The organism is Dyadobacter sp. CY351 (assembly GCF_021502625.1).
Taxonomy (GTDB): Bacteria; Bacteroidota; Bacteroidia; order Cytophagales; family Spirosomataceae; genus Dyadobacter; species Dyadobacter chenhuakuii.
The window spans coordinates 139,518-155,621 of sequence record NZ_JAKFFU010000013.1; the positions used below are offsets into that span (position 1 = coordinate 139,518).

The following is a 16,104-nucleotide window of genomic DNA, read 5'->3' on the forward strand; positions in this document are numbered from 1 at the left end:
AATAAAAGATGAAAAAGAAATTATCACTCATATTTGCGGTTGCGAGCTTACTATTTGTCACAAATGCCTGCACCGATCTTGAAGAGCAGGTTTTGGACGAAACGCTTAAAGCCAATTTGTCTCCCGACGAAGCTGCAAACGGCCTGATAGCACCCGTTTACGCATTGCTGCCCAACTTGTTCCAGCATACGACCTATTTTGCGCTCAACGAAATATCCACCGACGAGGCCATCCTACCCTATCGCGGCGGAACCGACTGGGGCGATAACGGAATTTATCTGGCGCTGCACCAGCACAATACAACGGCTACGGATCCGAATGTTACCAGCACCTGGAACACATTATCGCAATCCATTTCCAGGTCGATCACGGCTATCACCGGTTTGAAAGATTCCAAGTCGACCACGGCGGCACTTTATGCTGCGGAAGCTCGGGGCATGCGTGCATATTATAACATGATTATGCTGGATATGTACGGCGTCGTTTTTGTGAAGGACGATCCCAATGTGGCTTCCGTGATCATCAGAGGTGACGAAGCTGTGAAATACATTGAAAGTGAACTCCTTGCTATTGAGCCGATTGTACAACCTAAATCTGTGGTTGGCCCTGGAAGGCTGAACCAGGTTGCCGTTTGGGGTCTACTAGCACGCCTTAATTTGAATGCAGCGGTTTACCGCAACATTTACGCACCGACGTTCACGTTTTCACCCGCGGATATGGATAAAGTAATCCAGTATACCGACAAAATCATTGCCTCAGGGCAAGCCAAACTGTCACCGGATTACTTCGCGATTTTCGGCAACCAAAACCATACGAACCAGGAGCTTATTTTCGCAGTGGACCAGCGTTCGGACTTGAATGGTCACAATCGTCTGGCTTATTTCTCCATATCGGGCGACCAGTTTCCACTAGCAGCATTTCCAGCGGCAAACGGAACGGACGGCCCCGCCATCACATCCGACTTTTACCAGTCGTGGGTGCAGGCATATGGCGCAGTTGATCCCAAACGAGATCCTCGGTTTTATCAGGAAAATATGTCTGTGTATTCCAACACAGCAGATACATGCGTGAAGGATTCTGATTACAAGATCAACCGTGGCATTCTGCGCGGTCAGCAATATGGTGCATTGCGTGTCAATGGCGCATTTGTAAGATGTCCGGATGGCAGGCTGAAAGTTGGTAAATTGGCCTACGTCACCCGTAACCGGGCCGACTTGCCTGTAAGTTTTGGCGAACTCGTTGACTTTACGACGGCTGGAAGTAATTACAACACAGGTTTCCGCGTTGCGAAATACGAATTCGGCAGCGAATCTAATACAGGCCGTAACAAAGGGGATGCAGACATTGTAATCCTGCGCCTTGCAGACATTTACATGATGCGTGCCGAAGCTAAATTGCGTAAAAGCAACGATGCCGCCGCCGCATTGGCAGACGTAAATATCGTAAGGGCATCCAGAACCGCCACCACGCCACCACCCGCATTAACAACCATGAACCTCGACCTGCTATTCCGCGAAAGAGGTTTCGAATTCTACTGGGAAATGCTCCGCCGCAGCGACATGATCCGTTTCGGCAAATACGAAGGAAAATGGACCGAAAAATCCAATGCCGACGTAAAGAAACGCATCTTCCCAATTCCCCAGGGCGCCATCGACGGCGCATCGAATACGCCTGGATATTTGGTACAGAATGAGGGTTATTGATATCTGAGAAGTTCAACGTTTATAAATGCAAAAAGCAGCTGGGGACCCGGCTGCTTTTTTTGCGTTTATAGGATTTGTTTAAAATTCTAGCTCAATCTTCACTTTCCCACCTAATCCCTTTTCAACTATATCAAAAAGTGTTTTAAGCGTCAGATTGCTTCCGTCGTTTTCAACTCTTGAAATATACTCCCGCTTCTTGTTAACGATTTCTCCAAGCTGAGCTTGGGTAAGGGCTTTGTCTTCCCGGGCTTTTCTGAGGAGTAATCCGATTTTGAAGCTTTCAAAATCCCTGTCTAACTGATCCCTCCATTCTGTCCCAACCTCGCCGTAAACTCTGTCTTTAATTTCGTCCCAAGTTGTTATATCCATTGTTATTTTATTTAGTGTGATAATATTCATCCATCAGTCGTATTGCCCTTTCAATTTCTCTTCTTGGCGTTTTTTGTGTTTTCTTCTGAAAGCCGTTTAAAAGTATCACAAGCCTATCTTGATCAAAAAAACAGAAAACTCGCCAAATATTCGATCCTAACTGTATGCGGGCTTCGTAAAGACCATTCGAACCTTGAATTTGCTTTAAAAAACTTGCTGGAATACGCTCTAATGTTTCAATTGCCAAAAGCACGCCATAAATTTTCTCTTTAACCTTAGGCGACTGTCGCTCAACGAACTCTTCAAAATAGTGTTTGTACCCAATAACCTTCCTAATCTTCGTCATGATAAAGGTAACTTTTAAGTTACGATGATGCAATAGCGCACCCTTGTTTAGACGTTAGACTTTTCTATCGGTCACAAAATTTATAATAAACTGCATCCGCAACGACCTCTTGCGTATCACCTTGGCCATTTCATCCCGCTGGGATTTATAACTTCAACATATATCACACTTGCTACCAATATTGCATCCCTCTGGGACTGTGCCAATTGCCAAATCGCGGAGCGATGCAATATTGGTAGTAAAAACAGATTTAATAACAATCGACTAATGCCGGAGGCATGCAATAACGTGCAGCGAGGATTGCAAACATCCTCAAATCCGCAGCGAACTTTCCCTGATTATCAACTCCGAAGGCAGCACGATGCTTTCATGTTTAAAGTCCTCAGCGCCATTGACTTGGTTGAGAAAAAGACGCGACGCTTCCATGCCGATTTTGCGGCCAGGGCGGCTTACGGTGGTTAAGGATGGGAATGTGTAGGCAGAGATGGGAGAATTATCGAAGCCTACCAGGCCGACGTCCTGCGGTATACGGAGGCCTTTGTCTTTAACGACCCGCATGGCGCCGATGGCGACCTGATCGTTTACGCCGAAAATAGCATCCGGTGGCGTGGCCATTTCCAGGAGCCGCTTTGTGGGTACAATGGCGCTTTCGACTTTGAAGTTGGTATTAATGATGAATTCTTCCTGAACGGGCATGTCATATTTTTTGAGGCAATCAATGTAGCCTTTCAAACGTTGTTCGCTGACCGTTAGGCCGTTAGGCCCTTTTAAATGGGCAATGTTCTTATATCCAATACTGAGCAAATGCTCAACGGCCGCAAAAGCGCCATGATAATCGTCCACCGTGGCCCGGCTGGTTTCGAAATCTTCATACTCGCGGTCAATAAAAATGAGCGGCGTTTTTCGCTGGATTACACTTTCCAGATGCTCGTAATAGCCTGAGTCATAAGTCTCCTGCGATACGGAAAGGAAAATTCCTTCGGTCCGGTTCGAAAGCAGTTTGGCGAGATATTCTTTTTCCAAAGCATAATTCTCATTGGTTACACAAATGTTAAGCGTGTAACCCATCGGCTGCAATGCCTGATGAAGACCTTCAATAACGGCGGTTTCATAGTAATTACTGATCGTCGGAACGACTACTCCCAGCGACGCCGTTTTTTTATTCAACAAACTCAAAGACACCTCATTCCGCTGGTAACCCACTTCCCGGGCGTATTCCTGGATGTTTTTACGGGTGTCTTCGTTGATGGCCGGATGGTCGTTAAGAGCGCGGGAAACGGTGGATGGCGAGCACCGGAAACGGCGGGCAATGTCTTTAATGGTTACGGGTCGGGGGGAATTCATTTGTATGATTATGGCAACTAAAATTTTAAAATTTTTTCAAACGTTTGCATTCAATATAAACATATTTACATTTTGTGTTTAATTTATACAACGCTATCATTGTGTACAAATGTAACGAATTACCACAATGAGTGACCTGCTAGTTAAGCCTGCGCCTGACCAAAAAACCTACCATTCCCTTACGAGCGATCAAGCCGGTTGGACTTACCTGAACTTCGAGGCTAAAATACTGGATGTAAACGAACAAATTTCAGGAAACACGGGCGAGTACGAATATTGCTTCGTTTTGCTTGGCGGAAATTTTAAAGTCGAAGCCGCCGGACAAACCTGGGAAACGAAAAACGGTCGCAAAGATGTATTCAGCGGAATCGGGCATGCCATGTATTTGTCGAGAAATACGGATTACGTTTTAACGGCACAATCACCTCAGACCGACATTGCGATTTGCTACGTAGCATCCGACGAGGATCACCCGCCGCGCATGAAACGCCCGGAAGAAGCTGCGATCGAATATCGAGGCGGCGACAATGCGAACCGTCAGATTAACAGCTTATTGGAGCCTGGTTTTGACTGTCATAAGATCGTTTGCGTGGAAGTTTACACGCCTTCGGGCAATTGGAGCTCGTTCCCTGCCCATAAGCATGATGTCCGCACAGAAGATGAAGACGGCAATCTGATTGAGGCGAATCTGGAGGAAATTTATTTTTACAAAATCGACAAACCGCAGGGTTACGCCATTCAGCAGGTTTATACTCAGGACCGTTCGCTGGATGAGATCGTGCGTGTACATCATAATGAAGCCGTACTGGTTCCAAAAGGTTACCACCCCGTTGTTGCCGGACATGGTTACAATATTTATTATCTCAATTTCCTGGCCGGAAGCGACCAATCGCTGGCCAACACCTCTGACCCCGACCATGACTGGATTTACGGAACCTGGAAAGGCTCTGATCCGCGCCTGCCGATTGTAACGGCTGAAATGAATGGCAAATAACGCCGCACCCCTTTTTTAATTCTCCGCAATGAAAAAATACGACTTACTGACCCTTGGCCGCTCGTCTATCGACCTGTATTCGGCTAATGTGGGCAGTCCTTTTGAAAAAATAGAAGCATTCAACGCATTCGTTGGCGGTTGCCCGCTGAACATTGCCACCGGCGCACGCAGGCTAGGTCTGGAAACCGCCATTTTAACGGGCATAGGCAATGATCAGGTCGGGAATTTTATTAAACATTTCCTTGATCAGGAAGGCATTGTGACGGATTGGGTGCAAACCATCGAAGGCACCAGAAGCTCTGCCGTAGTGCTGGGCATTGAGCCGCCGGATCGCTTTCCGCTCGTTTATTACCGCGAAAACTGCGCCGACATTAATCTTAACCTGGATCACGTTGATGCCATTCCGTTCGGGGATTTCAAAGCCGCTGCGTTTTCTGGAACGGCATTCAGCAAAGATCCGAGCCGCACTGCTATGTTCTATGCATTGGAACTAGCTAAGAAAAACAATGTGACCCGCTTGCTGGACATTGATTTCCGGGCCGATCAATGGTTTGATCCGAGGGCATTTGGCGTTACAATTCGGGCTGCTTTGCCCAGCTTCAACATTGTCGTAGGGACCGAAGAAGAAATCCTGGCCACATTCCTGACCGACAAAGAGCAGCTCCTGATTAAGCATCAGCAAATCTCTGCTCCTGAAATCCGCGGCAACATTGAAAACGCAATCCAGGAAATTATGGCTTCCGGTGTGGAAACATTGGTGGTAAAGCGTGGGAAAGATGGCGCTTCTATTTTTCAGCCTGGAAAAGAGGAGGTTAAGGTGCCTGGTTTTCCGGTTGAAGTGCTGAATGTGCTGGGTGCTGGCGATGCGTTTTGTGCCGGATTTTCTTTCGGGTTACTCAGCGGCTGGGACCTTTATCAGAGTGTAAGAATGGGCAATGCATGCGGGGCGATCATTGTGACGCGCGAAGGCTGCGCCAATTTTATGCCGACCAGGGCCGAAGTGGATGCTTTTGTCGCCGGTTACGGCGGCTTATAGCCTTCTGAATTAATGCAACCCAGGTTCCGATAATCGGAAAATCTGACCAAACTTTTGAATTAATACAATTTAGATAAAATGGAAAAATTACAGAATTACATCAATGGACAGTGGGTGGACAGCCATTCGGATCATTTCGAAAATGTGCTGAACCCTGCTAACCAGGAAGTGCTCGCGCAAGTGCCTTATGGCAATGCAAAGGACGTGGAAGACGCCGCAGAAGCCGCTGTTAAGGGGTTTCAGGAGTGGAGAAGCGCGCCCGTTTCGAAGCGCGTTCAATATTTGTTTAAACTAAAAACATTGCTGGAAGATAATGCCGACGACATTGCACGGACGATCGTGCTGGAATCGGGGAAGACGTTTATCGAAGCCAAAGCCGAAATGGTGCGGGCGATCGAGAATGTGGAAAATGCCTGTGGAATGCCTGCAATGATGCAGGGAGAATTTTCTGAAGACATCGCCAAGGGCATCGACGAATACATGATCCGTCAGCCGCTGGGCCCGTGTGCATGCATTGCGCCGTTCAATTTTCCCGGAATGATCACATTCTGGTTCCTGCCTTACGCGCTGGCTTGCGGGAACAGCTACATCATTAAGCCTTCGGAAAAAGTGCCGTTGACAATGACCAAAATTGTGGCGTTGATGGAAAGGCTCGATCTGCCAAAAGGCGTCCTTAACCTCGTTCAGGGAGCGCGCGAAGTAGTCGATGGCATTCTGGAACATCCTGCTATTAAAGGCATTAGCTTCGTAGGATCATCCAATGTTGCGAAATATGTTTATTCAAAAGGCGCTGCAAACGGAAAACGCGTACAAGCACAAGGCGGCGCAAAAAATCCCGTGATCGTGCTGCCCGATGCAGACATTGAAATGACTTCCCAAATCGTGATCGACAGCGTTTATGGTTGTGCGGGACAGCGTTGCCTGGCAGCTTCGACCATCATTACAGTTGGTGACCATAAGGACATTACGGAAAGTCTGGTGGAATCTGCCAAGAACAGAAAAACCGGTTTCGGACTCGATAGCGACGTGCAAATGGGTCCGGTAATTTCAGCTGAAAGCAAAAACCGCGTTCAGACATTGATTGACAAAGGGTTAAGCGAAGGCGGAAAACTGCTGGTTGATGGCCGCAATGCAAAAGTGGAAGGTTATGAAGGCGGAAACTTCATCAATCCAACCATTATCGAAGACATTCCATTAGACGGCGAATTGGCCGGAACAGAGATTTTCGGTCCTGTTTTGAGCTTGGTGCACATTAACACCATTGACGAAGCGATCCGCTTTATCAATGCGGGCAGATATGGAAATATGGCCTGCATATTCACAAGCAGCGGCTCCAATGCCCGCAAATTCCGTCACGAAGCAGAAGCTGGAAACATTGGCATCAACATTGGAGTAGCCGCTCCCGTCGCCCAATTCCCATTCTCAGGCTGGAAAGAAAGCTTTTACGGCGACTTGCACGGACAAGGCAAACACGCCGTAGAGTTCTTCACGCAAACCAAAGTCGTGATCGAACGCTGGCTTAAAGAGTGGAACAGGAAGTTTTAACGACTGCCGGAATAAACATTAACTCTCATATCAATTAAAAAATGACTAGAAAACTAAAGACCGGGGTGATTGGCCTGGGTCGGATTGGGCAGATACACCTAAGCAACCTTGTTCACCACATGCCTGACGCAGAAGTGATTATTGCTTCTGACTTGTCGCCTGCCTCGCATGAATTTGCCAAAAACCTAGGCGTGGCCAATGTAACAACTGACGCTTATGACGTTATCAATCATCCTGATGTAGAAGCCGTTATCATTTGCTCACCTACTCCATTCCACGTTCCTTACACGGTTGCGGCTGCGGAAAAGGGAAAGCATGTGTTTTGTGAAAAACCCTTGGACGTGACATTGGAAGCGATTCAGGCTGCGGAAAAGGCTGTGAACGAGAACAATGTGAAACTAATGCTCGGTTTCAACCGCCGTTTTGATGCCAATTTCAGCAACGTCCGCAGTCTGGTGGAAGCGAATAAAATCGGCGATCCGCACATTCTGCGCATTACGAGCCGCGACCCTGCGCCTCCGCCGGTGGAATATCTGAAAATCTCAGGCGGCATTTTCCTCGATATGTCGATCCATGACTTTGATATGGCGCGTTACATTGTGGGCAGCGAGGTGAAGGAGGTTTTTGTAAAAGGCGATGCGCTGATCCATCCGGAGATCAAGGAATTTGGGGACATTGACACGGCGGTGATCGTTTTGACATTCGAAAATGGCGCTATCGGCGTGATTGACAATAGCAGAAAGGCCGTTTACGGTTACGATCAGCGTCTTGAAATTTTCGGTTCAAAAGGCATGGCGAAGGCAGAAAACAACACGTCCGACACGCTCGTGCATTTCGACAGCAATGGCGGTCACATTTCTTTACCACTGCATTTCTTCCTGGAAAGATACGAAACAGCTTATCGTGTTTGTCTTAAATCATTCATTGACTGCGTGTTACAAGACAAACCGTCACCCGTGGACGCGCATGACGGACTCATGGCAACCGCCATCGGCATCGCTGCGATGAAGTCGCTGACCGAAGGCAGAAGTGTGAAAATCGAGGAGGTTTTGCAGTATGCAGTCGTTTAAGTTACTTCGTGCAGAAAATTGAATACCAATTTACCTAACCCTTTACCCGAATGTCCAATACCGGTTTGCAATCACTGGATTATGTTGTATTCTTTATTTATTTGATAGGCGTTTCTGCTTATGGTTATTGGATTTACAAAAAGAAAAGCTCCAAAGAAGTCAGCTCGACGGACTATTTCCTGGCCGAAGGATCACTGACATTCTGGGCAATCGGCGCCTCGATTATTGCCTCCAACATCTCGGCAGAGCACTTCATCGGGATGTCGGGTTCGGGTTTTGCGATCGGGCTGGCGATTTCTTCCTATGAATGGATGGCGGCGGCTTCGCTGATTGTGGTGGCGCTCTTTATCCTGCCGGTTTATCTCAAAAATAAGATTTATACCATGCCGCAATTCCTCCGGGAGCGGTATAATCCCACGGTGGCGACCATTATGGCCGTTTTCTGGCTGTTGCTTTACGTGTTTGTAAACCTTACTTCGATCCTTTACCTGGGTGCATTGGCATTGGAAGTAACTGCTGGTCTGGACTTTACGTGGGGAATTATTGGGTTAGGGCTTTTCGCAGTCATCATTACAATTGGTGGGATGAAAGTGATTGGTTACACGGACGTTGTACAGGTTATTGTGCTAGTAATGGGCGGGTTAGCAACCACTTACCTGGCATTAGATCTAGTTTCAACCCATTTTAACAGACCTGGAATTTTCAATGCATTAAGCTTACTTAAAGAACAGGCAGATTCTCATTTCCACATGATTTTGCCCAAAGAAAATCCTTTTTACAAAGACTTGCCGGGCCTATCAGTGATCATTGGAGCCATGTGGATCAATAACCTTGCCTATTTTGGCTGCAATCAATACATTATTCAAAGAAGCTTAGGCGCTGATTTAAAGACTGCGCGGAAAGGGATTTTGTTTGCGGCTTTGCTGAAACTGCTCATTCCGATCATCGTCGTTATCCCGGGCATTGCGGCTTATGTTTTGTACCAAAATGGCATGTTTCAAAAGGAAATGCTGGATGGCGTCGGCGTTGTAAAACCAGATCATGCTTATCCCGTTTTGCTCAATTTGCTTCCGGGTGGACTAAAAGGAATGGCCTTTGCTGCCTTAACCGCCGCAATCGTCGCTTCCCTGGCCGGAAAAGCGAACAGTATTTCGACCATTTTTACACTGGACATTTACAAACAATACATTAATCCGAACGCCAGCGAAAAACAGCTTGTGAAGATCGGCCGCTACACTATTTATGTAGCCATGATCATTGGCGTCATTATTGCGCCGCAGCTGCGTGTGCTGGATCAGGCTTACCAGTTTATCCAGGAATACAGCAGCTTCATTACGCCGGGTGTTTTTGCGATTTTCATTCTTGGAATGTTCTGGAAACGAACAACTTCCGCTGCCGCGTTGACCGCTGCATTGCTGACAATTCCATTGTCCACAGCCGGCAAGTTCATGGCACCTGAGATTCCATTTTTGGACCGGATGGGCATTATATTCCTGATTCTTTGCGCGGTAATCGTAGTTATGACATTAGCTGATCCGAAAAGCAAACACAACCCAAAAGGACTTGAAATCGACCGGAGCATGTTTGAACCAGGCAAAAGTTTCGTCATTGGCTCGATCATGATCTGTGGCGTGATCGCGGCGCTGTACACCGTTTTTTGGTAAAATAAATTATGCTTTTAACAACAAAACAACTTTTTGACAAATGCTATGGCCGCTATGCGATTCCGGCGGTGAATGTGTTTTTCATGGAAGAAATCCACGGCTTGTTCGCAGCGGCTCAGGAAGCGGAAGCGCCATTTATAGTGCAAACGACCCCGTTTGCAAGAGATTATGCGCACCCCGATATGCTGCTTTCTATGATCGCTGCGGCGGCCCGGATATATCCTGATGTAGCCTATGCAATCCACATGGATCATGGTTTTGAAGAACATATTTTTCAAGCCATTGAAGCGGGTGGTTACACCTCGGTGATGATTGACGCCAGTCATGATGATTTTGATCAGAATGTGGCTCGGACGAGGGAAGTCGTTGCGCGTGCGCATGCAAAGAACATTAGCGTGGAAGCCGAATTGGGTGTTTTGGCGGGTGTAGAGGACGATCTGACGGTGGATGCCGCACATTCTTTTTATACTAATCCGCAACAGGTTGAGGATTTTGTCAAAGCGACGGATTGTGATAGTCTGGCCATTGCGGTGGGCACGAGCCATGGCGCTTACAAGTTCTCGGGCGGACAGGGTTTGCAGTTTCACATTTTGGAAGGAATTCAGCAGCGGCTTCCGGGCTTTCCTTTGGTGCTGCATGGCGGTTCTAATGTGATTCCTGAGGTTGTGGAGCGCATTAACGCGGCGGGCGGCAATCTGAAAACGGATGCCAAAGGCGTTCAGGAAGACGAAATCCGGAAGGCGATCCCGCTGGGTGTTTGCAAGATCAACATTGCCACGGACACGCGGCTGCTCTGGACGATGGTGAACCGCGAATTTTTCCGCGACAAGCCGGAAGAGTTCGCTCCGACCACGCCGGGGAAAATTTTTATGGAAGAATATAAAAAATTTATGCTGAAAAAGTTTGACCTGTTCGGTTGCACGGGCAAGGCCGGCGATTTAAGTTTCGCCTGATAATTCAAGCAAAATCATCACAAAATGACCAGAAGACTTACAGTAGCGCAGGCTACGATCACATTTTTAAAGAACCAGTTCATCGAGCGCGATGGTGTGGAACAGCCTTACTTCGGCGGTTGTTTCGGGATTTTCGGGCATGGCAATGTGGCTGGATTGGGCCAGGCATTGCAGGAAAACCCTGATTTTCGTTACTATCAATGCCGCAACGAGCAATCGATGGTGCATACGGCGGTGGCTTATGCGAAAGTAAAAAACCGCCTCGGCGCATTCGTTTGCACGACCTCCATCGGTCCCGGCGCTACGAATATGATCACCGGCGCGGCATTGGCGACCATTAATCGGCTGCCCGTTTTGCTTTTGCCCGGAGATATTTTCTCAACCCGCGAGCCTAATCCGGTTTTGCAGCAATTGGAAAGCGCTTCGACACAGGACATTTCTGTCAATGATTGTTTTAAACCCGTTTCCAAATACTGGGACCGCATTAACCGCCCCGAACAGCTCATTTACTCGCTGCCCGAAGTGATGCGCGTGCTCACCTCGCAATCGGAAATGGGTGCAGTAACATTATCCATGCCGCAGGATGTTCAAACACATGCCTACGACTTCCCGGAAGAACTTTTCAGGAAACGAGTATGGCACGTCGGCAGGCCGAGACCAGATTTGACCACATTGCAGAAAGCTGCGGAATGGATTAAAACTTCTAAAACCCCTGTCATAGTTGCTGGCGGCGGTGCCATTTACAGTGATGCTTGTGGTGTGCTTGAAACTTTTGCAAGTAAAACGGGCATTCCAGTCGGTGAGACATTCGCAGGAAAAGGCGCGGTCCGTTATGACGCTCCTTACAGCATTGGCGGCCTGGGCGCAACCGGGACGAAATATGCGATTGAAATTGCGAACGAAGCCGATGTTGTAATCGGCATAGGAACGCGTTACAGCGATTTTACGACGGCTTCCAAGTCGATATTCAAGAACCCGGATGTAAAGTTTATCAACATTAATATTAGTGAATTTGATGCTTTCAAGCACGCTGCATTGCCGGTGATTGGGGATGCGAAGGCGGTTTTAGAGGAATTATCTAGCTTACTGGGTGACTATGAAGTTGATGCAAATTATCGCCAGCACATTGCGGATGTTAACAAAGCCTGGGACGACGAAGTAACCCAAATTTACGCTGAAGGAAACGGAACGGTTGTGCCTATCGATCAGGCAGTTGTGATCGGAACGTTGAACAGCTTTATGGACGACCGCGATGTGATGATCAATGCGTCGGGTAGTGCGCCGGGTGATTTACACAAGTTGTGGCGTGCAACGGATCCGAAAAACTTCCATCTGGAATATGGCTTCTCTTGCATGGGCTATGAGATCGCGGCTGGAATGGGTGCAAAAATGGCCGATCCGACGCGCGAGATTTACGTGATCTGCGGCGATGGCGGTTATCTGATGAACAACCACGAAATCGTGACCGCCATTCAGGAAGGCATTAAGTTCACGATCCTGCTTTTGAATAATAACGGTTATGCCAGCATTGGCGGTCTTTCAGAAAGCATTGGCAGTGAACGCTTTGGAACAATGTATAAATATCGGGATGAAAATTCGGGACAACTTTCAGGTGATTTCCTACCAGTGGATTTGGCCAAAAATGCGGAAAGCTTGGGCGCTAATGTAATCCGTGCGACAGATCGAGAATCGCTGGCAAATGCGTTGGCTCAATCCAAAACGGCCGATCGCACGACGGTTATTTACATTGAAACCAGTCTTTACCGCACCGTGAAGGGTTACCATGCCTGGTGGGAAGTACCGATTGCGGAAGTCTCTACCTCTCCGAGCGTGCAAAAGGCCTTTGAAACATATAAATCGAACAAAAAAGAACAGCGCATTTTCTTATAAGCCATGAATTTCGAGAACATTAAACTAGGCGTTGCGCCCATCAACTGGACCAACGACGATATGCCCGAACTGGGCGGTGAGAATACATTTGAGCAATGCATCAGCGAAATGGCGCTGGCCGGTTTCACAGGCTGCGAAGTCGGCAACAAGTTTCCACGTGATACGAATGTGTTGAAGAAAGCATTGGAATTGAGAGGTTTGCAGATTTGCAACCAATGGAATAGCTACGAGCTAACGACCAGAACCTTCGCCGAAAACCGCGAGAACTTCACCACATTGCTTGATTTCCTCGAAACAATGGGAGCGAAAGTGATCGGTGGCGGTGAAACGGGGAACAGTTGCCAGGGGCAAATGAATGTGCCCGTTTTCGAAGGAAAAGGTATGTTGCATACCAAGGAAGAATGGGGCAGCTTCACCTTCGGCCTGAATGAGCTGGGCAAAATCGCCCGTGACCGCGGCATGAAGCTGGCTTTTCACCATCACATGGGAACCTGCATTCAAACAATCGAAGAAACGGATCGCCTCTTAAATGAAACCGATCCCGAAAATGTGTTCCTGAATTACGACTGCGGACATTTCCATTTCGCAGGCGAAGATCCGGCAGTTGCGCTTCAAAAATACATTGGCCGCACGGCGCATATTCATTTAAAAGACGTACGCCCGAGCATTTTGCAACGTGTTCACGACGAAAAGCTTAGCTTCCTGACAGCCGTGAAAAGCGGCGTTTTCACGGTCCCCGGAGATCCCGAAGGCTGCATTGATTTCCCATCCCTTTTTGCTATCATCAAAGAAAGCGATTACCACGGCTGGATCGTCCTCGAAGCCGAACAAGATCCCGCCAAGGCGAATCCGTTGGAATATGCTATGATCGCGAGGAAGTTTTTTAAGGGATTGACAGGCATTTAAGATAAACAAAACATTACATGATCGCCACCGGCCCAAACGGAAGTCTTGATTTTTTGAGATAATCCCGGACCTGTGGCGATAATTTTGAAAGCTCTGAATAAGAATTGATTTTGGCAGATAAAACAAAAACGGTTACTGGGTAAGCTTTAAAGTTTTGCTGATAACGCATGTTCTTGTCGAAAGTAAGCAACGCATGAAAGCCGTTTTCTTTCAGTAACGCCAATAACTGCGAATCTTTGACACCGTTCCAGCCCATATCACCGATCGTAAAAATCTCGTGTTCGGGGAAGTCTTCTTTAAGTCTCTTTGGTAGATTCTCGTCAAGCAGCAGCTTCATAGAGTGCCGCAATGTTCTTTGAAGATGTTATTTTACTCGCAACCTCTAACAGACCAACGGCCTGTTCCTTACTAACGGTTGGGAAATCGTCGAGAAATTCGTCCAGCGAAACGCCCGCTTCCAGGTGATCAAATAAAGACTCGACAGGCACGCGGGTTCCGCTAAAAACGGGCTGGCCATTCAGAATGTCATTATCTATTGTCACAATTTGCTTGATGTCCATAAGTCCCGGCATTAACGCATGCTGTAAATTTAAACAAAATTCCCACTAATTAAATCTCAATTAAATTTCACGTATTTCCCCCGTTTGGAACGCTTCCCGCCGCCACGAAGTGCTTTTGACATACGTAATAGCAGTGTAGTTCGTTAAACAACTTAATTCAACAAACCTGCTAATATGTTAAATCTTAAAAAGTTAAACCTTCTTTTTGCGCTTGCACTGGGGATGCTGGTGGCAGGGTGCAAGGATAAAGATGTGGAACCGGACGTGCTCGCTGCGGCGGATACGACGTCGGTCTCTGATAGAAAAGCAATCAATGCCTGGCTGTATGAGGTGATGGACGATGCTTATTTTTGGTATAAGAAGCTCCCTACCGAGGCTAGCCTGGACGCTTCGGCAAGCCCTTATGATTATTTCGAAAAATTGATTTATCAGAGACAAACTGTCGATCGTTTTTCGGCTGTGACAGACGACATTGATGCGCTGCAAAACGAATTCAATGGTGTCAGCAAAATTTTCGGGATCAGTTATTCGCTTTCTTTTCTTGATGACGGTCAGTCGGACATCGGCGCTTTTCTGAACTATGTTGTGAAAGGAAGCCCTGCCGCGGCTGCGGGCCTGAAAAGAGGTGACATTATCCTGAAAGTGAATGGAACGCAGCTGACGCAAAGTAATTACGCCAGCTTACTAAGCGGAAATGAGACGATTAAACTCACCATGGGTGCGTTACAAGACGGTAAAATCATCGCAACCAATACGACATATTCCATCACAAAAGCGGAGGTTACCGAAGATCCTGTTGCCTTTTCTACCGTTATATCCAAGCCGACTGCTGGTAAAACGATCGGCTACCTCGTATACACGCAATTTGTTCCTGGTAATGAGGCTGATAAGAACAAGTATGATAAAGAACTGCGCCAGGTTTTTGCTGATTTCAAAGCAAAGGGCGTGAACGAACTGGTGCTTGACCTGCGCTTGAATTCGGGCGGTTATATCAGCTCCGCGAATACATTGGCATCACTGATTGGTAAAAACATCACGGCTTCCAAGATCTTTTACAAAGAGCAATGGAACGATAAATACATCGCTTACTGGCAAAAGCAAAATGGTGCTAATGCGCTCAACTACAATTTCCAGGCAGAGCCCAACAACATTGGCAGTAACCTGAATCGCGTTTTCGTTCTTACTTCAAACGGCACTGCCTCGGCTAGTGAGCTGGTTATTAATGGATTAAAACCTTACATGAATGTGGTCACCATCGGAGAGAACACGGCGGGTAAAAACCTGTTTGGTTCGTTGATCGATGACGATAAGGATCGCTGGAAGTGGGGAGTTTATGTTATGCTGGGTCAAACAGCCAATGCTAACGACGAGTCGGACTACGGAACCGTTGATGGCATTACGCCCAACTATATCGTGGAAGATTCAAAAGTCCCTTACAGCGCATTCGGGAATGAAAACGAAACCCTTTTCCGTAAAGCGCTGGAAGTGATGGGCGTACCAGCCGTTGCAAACAGCAGAATAGCAGCTGCGAAAACCGTGGAGCCATTCAGGAAGTTGCTTCGCGATGATCTGCAAACCAGAAAAAATCTGATGATCAAGGACGGTAGTTTGAAAGCTGTTAATCAATAAGTCGATCTAAAATCAATGCAGTTAAAGAGGTTCCGGTTACGGGGCCTCTTTTCTTTTTAAACATTTCCCCTGTCAAATAATGGGCTGCTAACATC

The 16,104-nt window shown here is 47.3% G+C and carries 15 protein-coding genes; 10 read left to right on the forward strand and 5 right to left on the reverse strand.

The genetic code is table 11. The features are described 5' to 3' along the window. Nucleotides 1-8 precede the first annotated feature (8 nt). Nucleotides 9-1,703, forward strand: coding sequence for a RagB/SusD family nutrient uptake outer membrane protein (locus L0660_RS22515; protein WP_235161409.1), 1,695 nt, complete (start codon nucleotides 9-11; stop codon nucleotides 1,701-1,703). A gap of 78 nt (nucleotides 1,704-1,781) precedes the next feature. Here the strand turns inward: L0660_RS22515 and L0660_RS22520 are convergent, their stop codons facing one another. The 3 genes from L0660_RS22520 to L0660_RS22530 form a co-directional block, all read right to left on the reverse strand. Next, a complete protein-coding gene (locus L0660_RS22520) occupies nucleotides 1,782-2,072 on the reverse strand; it encodes a helix-turn-helix domain-containing protein (RefSeq protein WP_235161410.1) in 291 nt (96 codons plus the stop codon). A 7-nt stretch (nucleotides 2,073-2,079) separates the two neighbouring features. Continuing rightward, on the reverse strand, nucleotides 2,080-2,418 hold the full coding sequence (locus tag L0660_RS22525) for a type II toxin-antitoxin system RelE/ParE family toxin (RefSeq protein WP_235161411.1): 339 nt from the start codon (nucleotides 2,416-2,418) through the stop codon (nucleotides 2,080-2,082). Nucleotides 2,419-2,730: 312 nt separating this feature from the next. Continuing rightward, nucleotides 2,731-3,762, reverse strand: coding sequence for a LacI family DNA-binding transcriptional regulator (locus L0660_RS22530; RefSeq protein ID WP_235161412.1), 1,032 nt, complete (start codon nucleotides 3,760-3,762; stop codon nucleotides 2,731-2,733). Nucleotides 3,763-3,889: 127 nt separating this feature from the next. Between L0660_RS22530 and iolB the strand changes: the two genes are divergently transcribed. The 8 genes from iolB (at nucleotide 3,890) to iolE (ending at nucleotide 13,820) form a co-directional block, all read left to right on the forward strand. Further along, the gene (iolB, locus tag L0660_RS22535; RefSeq protein ID WP_235161413.1) at nucleotides 3,890-4,756 is read left to right on the forward strand and encodes a 5-deoxy-glucuronate isomerase; all 867 of its coding nucleotides are present in this window, start codon (nucleotides 3,890-3,892) and stop codon (nucleotides 4,754-4,756) included. A gap of 28 nt (nucleotides 4,757-4,784) precedes the next feature. After that, complete coding sequence (gene iolC, locus L0660_RS22540) at nucleotides 4,785-5,792, forward strand: 5-dehydro-2-deoxygluconokinase (RefSeq protein WP_235161414.1); 1,008 nt, start codon at nucleotides 4,785-4,787, stop codon at nucleotides 5,790-5,792. A gap of 78 nt (nucleotides 5,793-5,870) precedes the next feature. Continuing rightward, complete coding sequence (locus L0660_RS22545; protein WP_235161415.1) at nucleotides 5,871-7,337, forward strand: CoA-acylating methylmalonate-semialdehyde dehydrogenase; 1,467 nt, start codon at nucleotides 5,871-5,873, stop codon at nucleotides 7,335-7,337. Nucleotides 7,338-7,378: 41 nt separating this feature from the next. Continuing rightward, complete coding sequence (gene iolG / locus L0660_RS22550; RefSeq protein WP_235161416.1) at nucleotides 7,379-8,407, forward strand: inositol 2-dehydrogenase; 1,029 nt, start codon at nucleotides 7,379-7,381, stop codon at nucleotides 8,405-8,407. 50 nt (nucleotides 8,408-8,457) lie between these two features. Continuing rightward, nucleotides 8,458-10,071 (forward strand): sodium/sugar symporter, encoded by a 1,614-nt coding sequence (locus tag L0660_RS22555; RefSeq protein ID WP_235161417.1) that lies wholly within the window; start codon nucleotides 8,458-8,460, stop codon nucleotides 10,069-10,071. Nucleotides 10,072-10,079: 8 nt separating this feature from the next. Then, on the forward strand, nucleotides 10,080-11,024 hold the full coding sequence (locus L0660_RS22560) for a class II fructose-bisphosphate aldolase (RefSeq protein WP_235161418.1): 945 nt from the start codon (nucleotides 10,080-10,082) through the stop codon (nucleotides 11,022-11,024). Nucleotides 11,025-11,048: 24 nt separating this feature from the next. Then, nucleotides 11,049-12,914, forward strand: coding sequence for a 3D-(3,5/4)-trihydroxycyclohexane-1,2-dione acylhydrolase (decyclizing) (iolD, locus tag L0660_RS22565; protein WP_235161419.1), 1,866 nt, complete (start codon nucleotides 11,049-11,051; stop codon nucleotides 12,912-12,914). Nucleotides 12,915-12,917: 3 nt separating this feature from the next. Beyond that, nucleotides 12,918-13,820, forward strand: a complete 903-nt coding sequence (gene iolE, locus L0660_RS22570; protein WP_235161420.1) for a myo-inosose-2 dehydratase — start codon at nucleotides 12,918-12,920, stop codon at nucleotides 13,818-13,820. A 13-nt stretch (nucleotides 13,821-13,833) separates the two neighbouring features. Here iolE and L0660_RS22575 read toward each other — a convergent pair whose 3' ends face one another. Next, nucleotides 13,834-14,157: a DUF5615 family PIN-like protein gene (locus L0660_RS22575; RefSeq protein ID WP_235161421.1), complete on the reverse strand. Its 324-nt coding sequence runs from the start codon at nucleotides 14,155-14,157 to the stop codon at nucleotides 13,834-13,836. Further along, nucleotides 14,141-14,380 carry a DUF433 domain-containing protein gene (locus L0660_RS22580; RefSeq protein ID WP_233796015.1) on the reverse strand — a complete coding sequence of 80 codons (240 nt, stop codon included), beginning with the start codon at nucleotides 14,378-14,380 and terminating at the stop codon, nucleotides 14,141-14,143. The genes L0660_RS22575 and L0660_RS22580 overlap by 17 nt, the downstream gene beginning before the upstream one ends. A 174-nt stretch (nucleotides 14,381-14,554) precedes the next feature. Here L0660_RS22580 and L0660_RS22585 point away from each other — a divergent pair, with 174 nt between their 5' ends. After that, nucleotides 14,555-16,009: a S41 family peptidase gene (locus tag L0660_RS22585; RefSeq protein ID WP_235161422.1), complete on the forward strand. Its 1,455-nt coding sequence runs from the start codon at nucleotides 14,555-14,557 to the stop codon at nucleotides 16,007-16,009. Nucleotides 16,010-16,104 lie beyond the last annotated feature (95 nt).

Bases quoted from the DNA above. Each gene is read 5' to 3' on its own strand.
- L0660_RS22515 (WP_235161409.1), top strand. From the start codon at position 9: ATGAAAAAGAAATTATCACTCATATTTGCGGTTGCGAGCTTACTATTT.
- L0660_RS22520 (WP_235161410.1), bottom strand. From the start codon at position 2,072: ATGGATATAACAACTTGGGACGAAATTAAAGACAGAGTTTACGGCGAG.
- L0660_RS22525 (WP_235161411.1), bottom strand. From the start codon at position 2,418: ATGACGAAGATTAGGAAGGTTATTGGGTACAAACACTATTTTGAAGAG.
- L0660_RS22530 (WP_235161412.1), bottom strand. From the start codon at position 3,762: ATGAATTCCCCCCGACCCGTAACCATTAAAGACATTGCCCGCCGTTTC.
- iolB (WP_235161413.1), top strand. From the start codon at position 3,890: ATGAGTGACCTGCTAGTTAAGCCTGCGCCTGACCAAAAAACCTACCAT.
- iolC (WP_235161414.1), top strand. From the start codon at position 4,785: ATGAAAAAATACGACTTACTGACCCTTGGCCGCTCGTCTATCGACCTG.
- L0660_RS22545 (WP_235161415.1), top strand. From the start codon at position 5,871: ATGGAAAAATTACAGAATTACATCAATGGACAGTGGGTGGACAGCCAT.
- iolG (WP_235161416.1), top strand. From the start codon at position 7,379: ATGACTAGAAAACTAAAGACCGGGGTGATTGGCCTGGGTCGGATTGGG.
- L0660_RS22555 (WP_235161417.1), top strand. From the start codon at position 8,458: ATGTCCAATACCGGTTTGCAATCACTGGATTATGTTGTATTCTTTATT.
- L0660_RS22560 (WP_235161418.1), top strand. From the start codon at position 10,080: ATGCTTTTAACAACAAAACAACTTTTTGACAAATGCTATGGCCGCTAT.
- iolD (WP_235161419.1), top strand. From the start codon at position 11,049: ATGACCAGAAGACTTACAGTAGCGCAGGCTACGATCACATTTTTAAAG.
- iolE (WP_235161420.1), top strand. From the start codon at position 12,918: ATGAATTTCGAGAACATTAAACTAGGCGTTGCGCCCATCAACTGGACC.
- L0660_RS22575 (WP_235161421.1), bottom strand. From the start codon at position 14,157: ATGAAGCTGCTGCTTGACGAGAATCTACCAAAGAGACTTAAAGAAGAC.
- L0660_RS22580 (WP_233796015.1), bottom strand. From the start codon at position 14,380: ATGGACATCAAGCAAATTGTGACAATAGATAATGACATTCTGAATGGC.
- L0660_RS22585 (WP_235161422.1), top strand. From the start codon at position 14,555: ATGTTAAATCTTAAAAAGTTAAACCTTCTTTTTGCGCTTGCACTGGGG.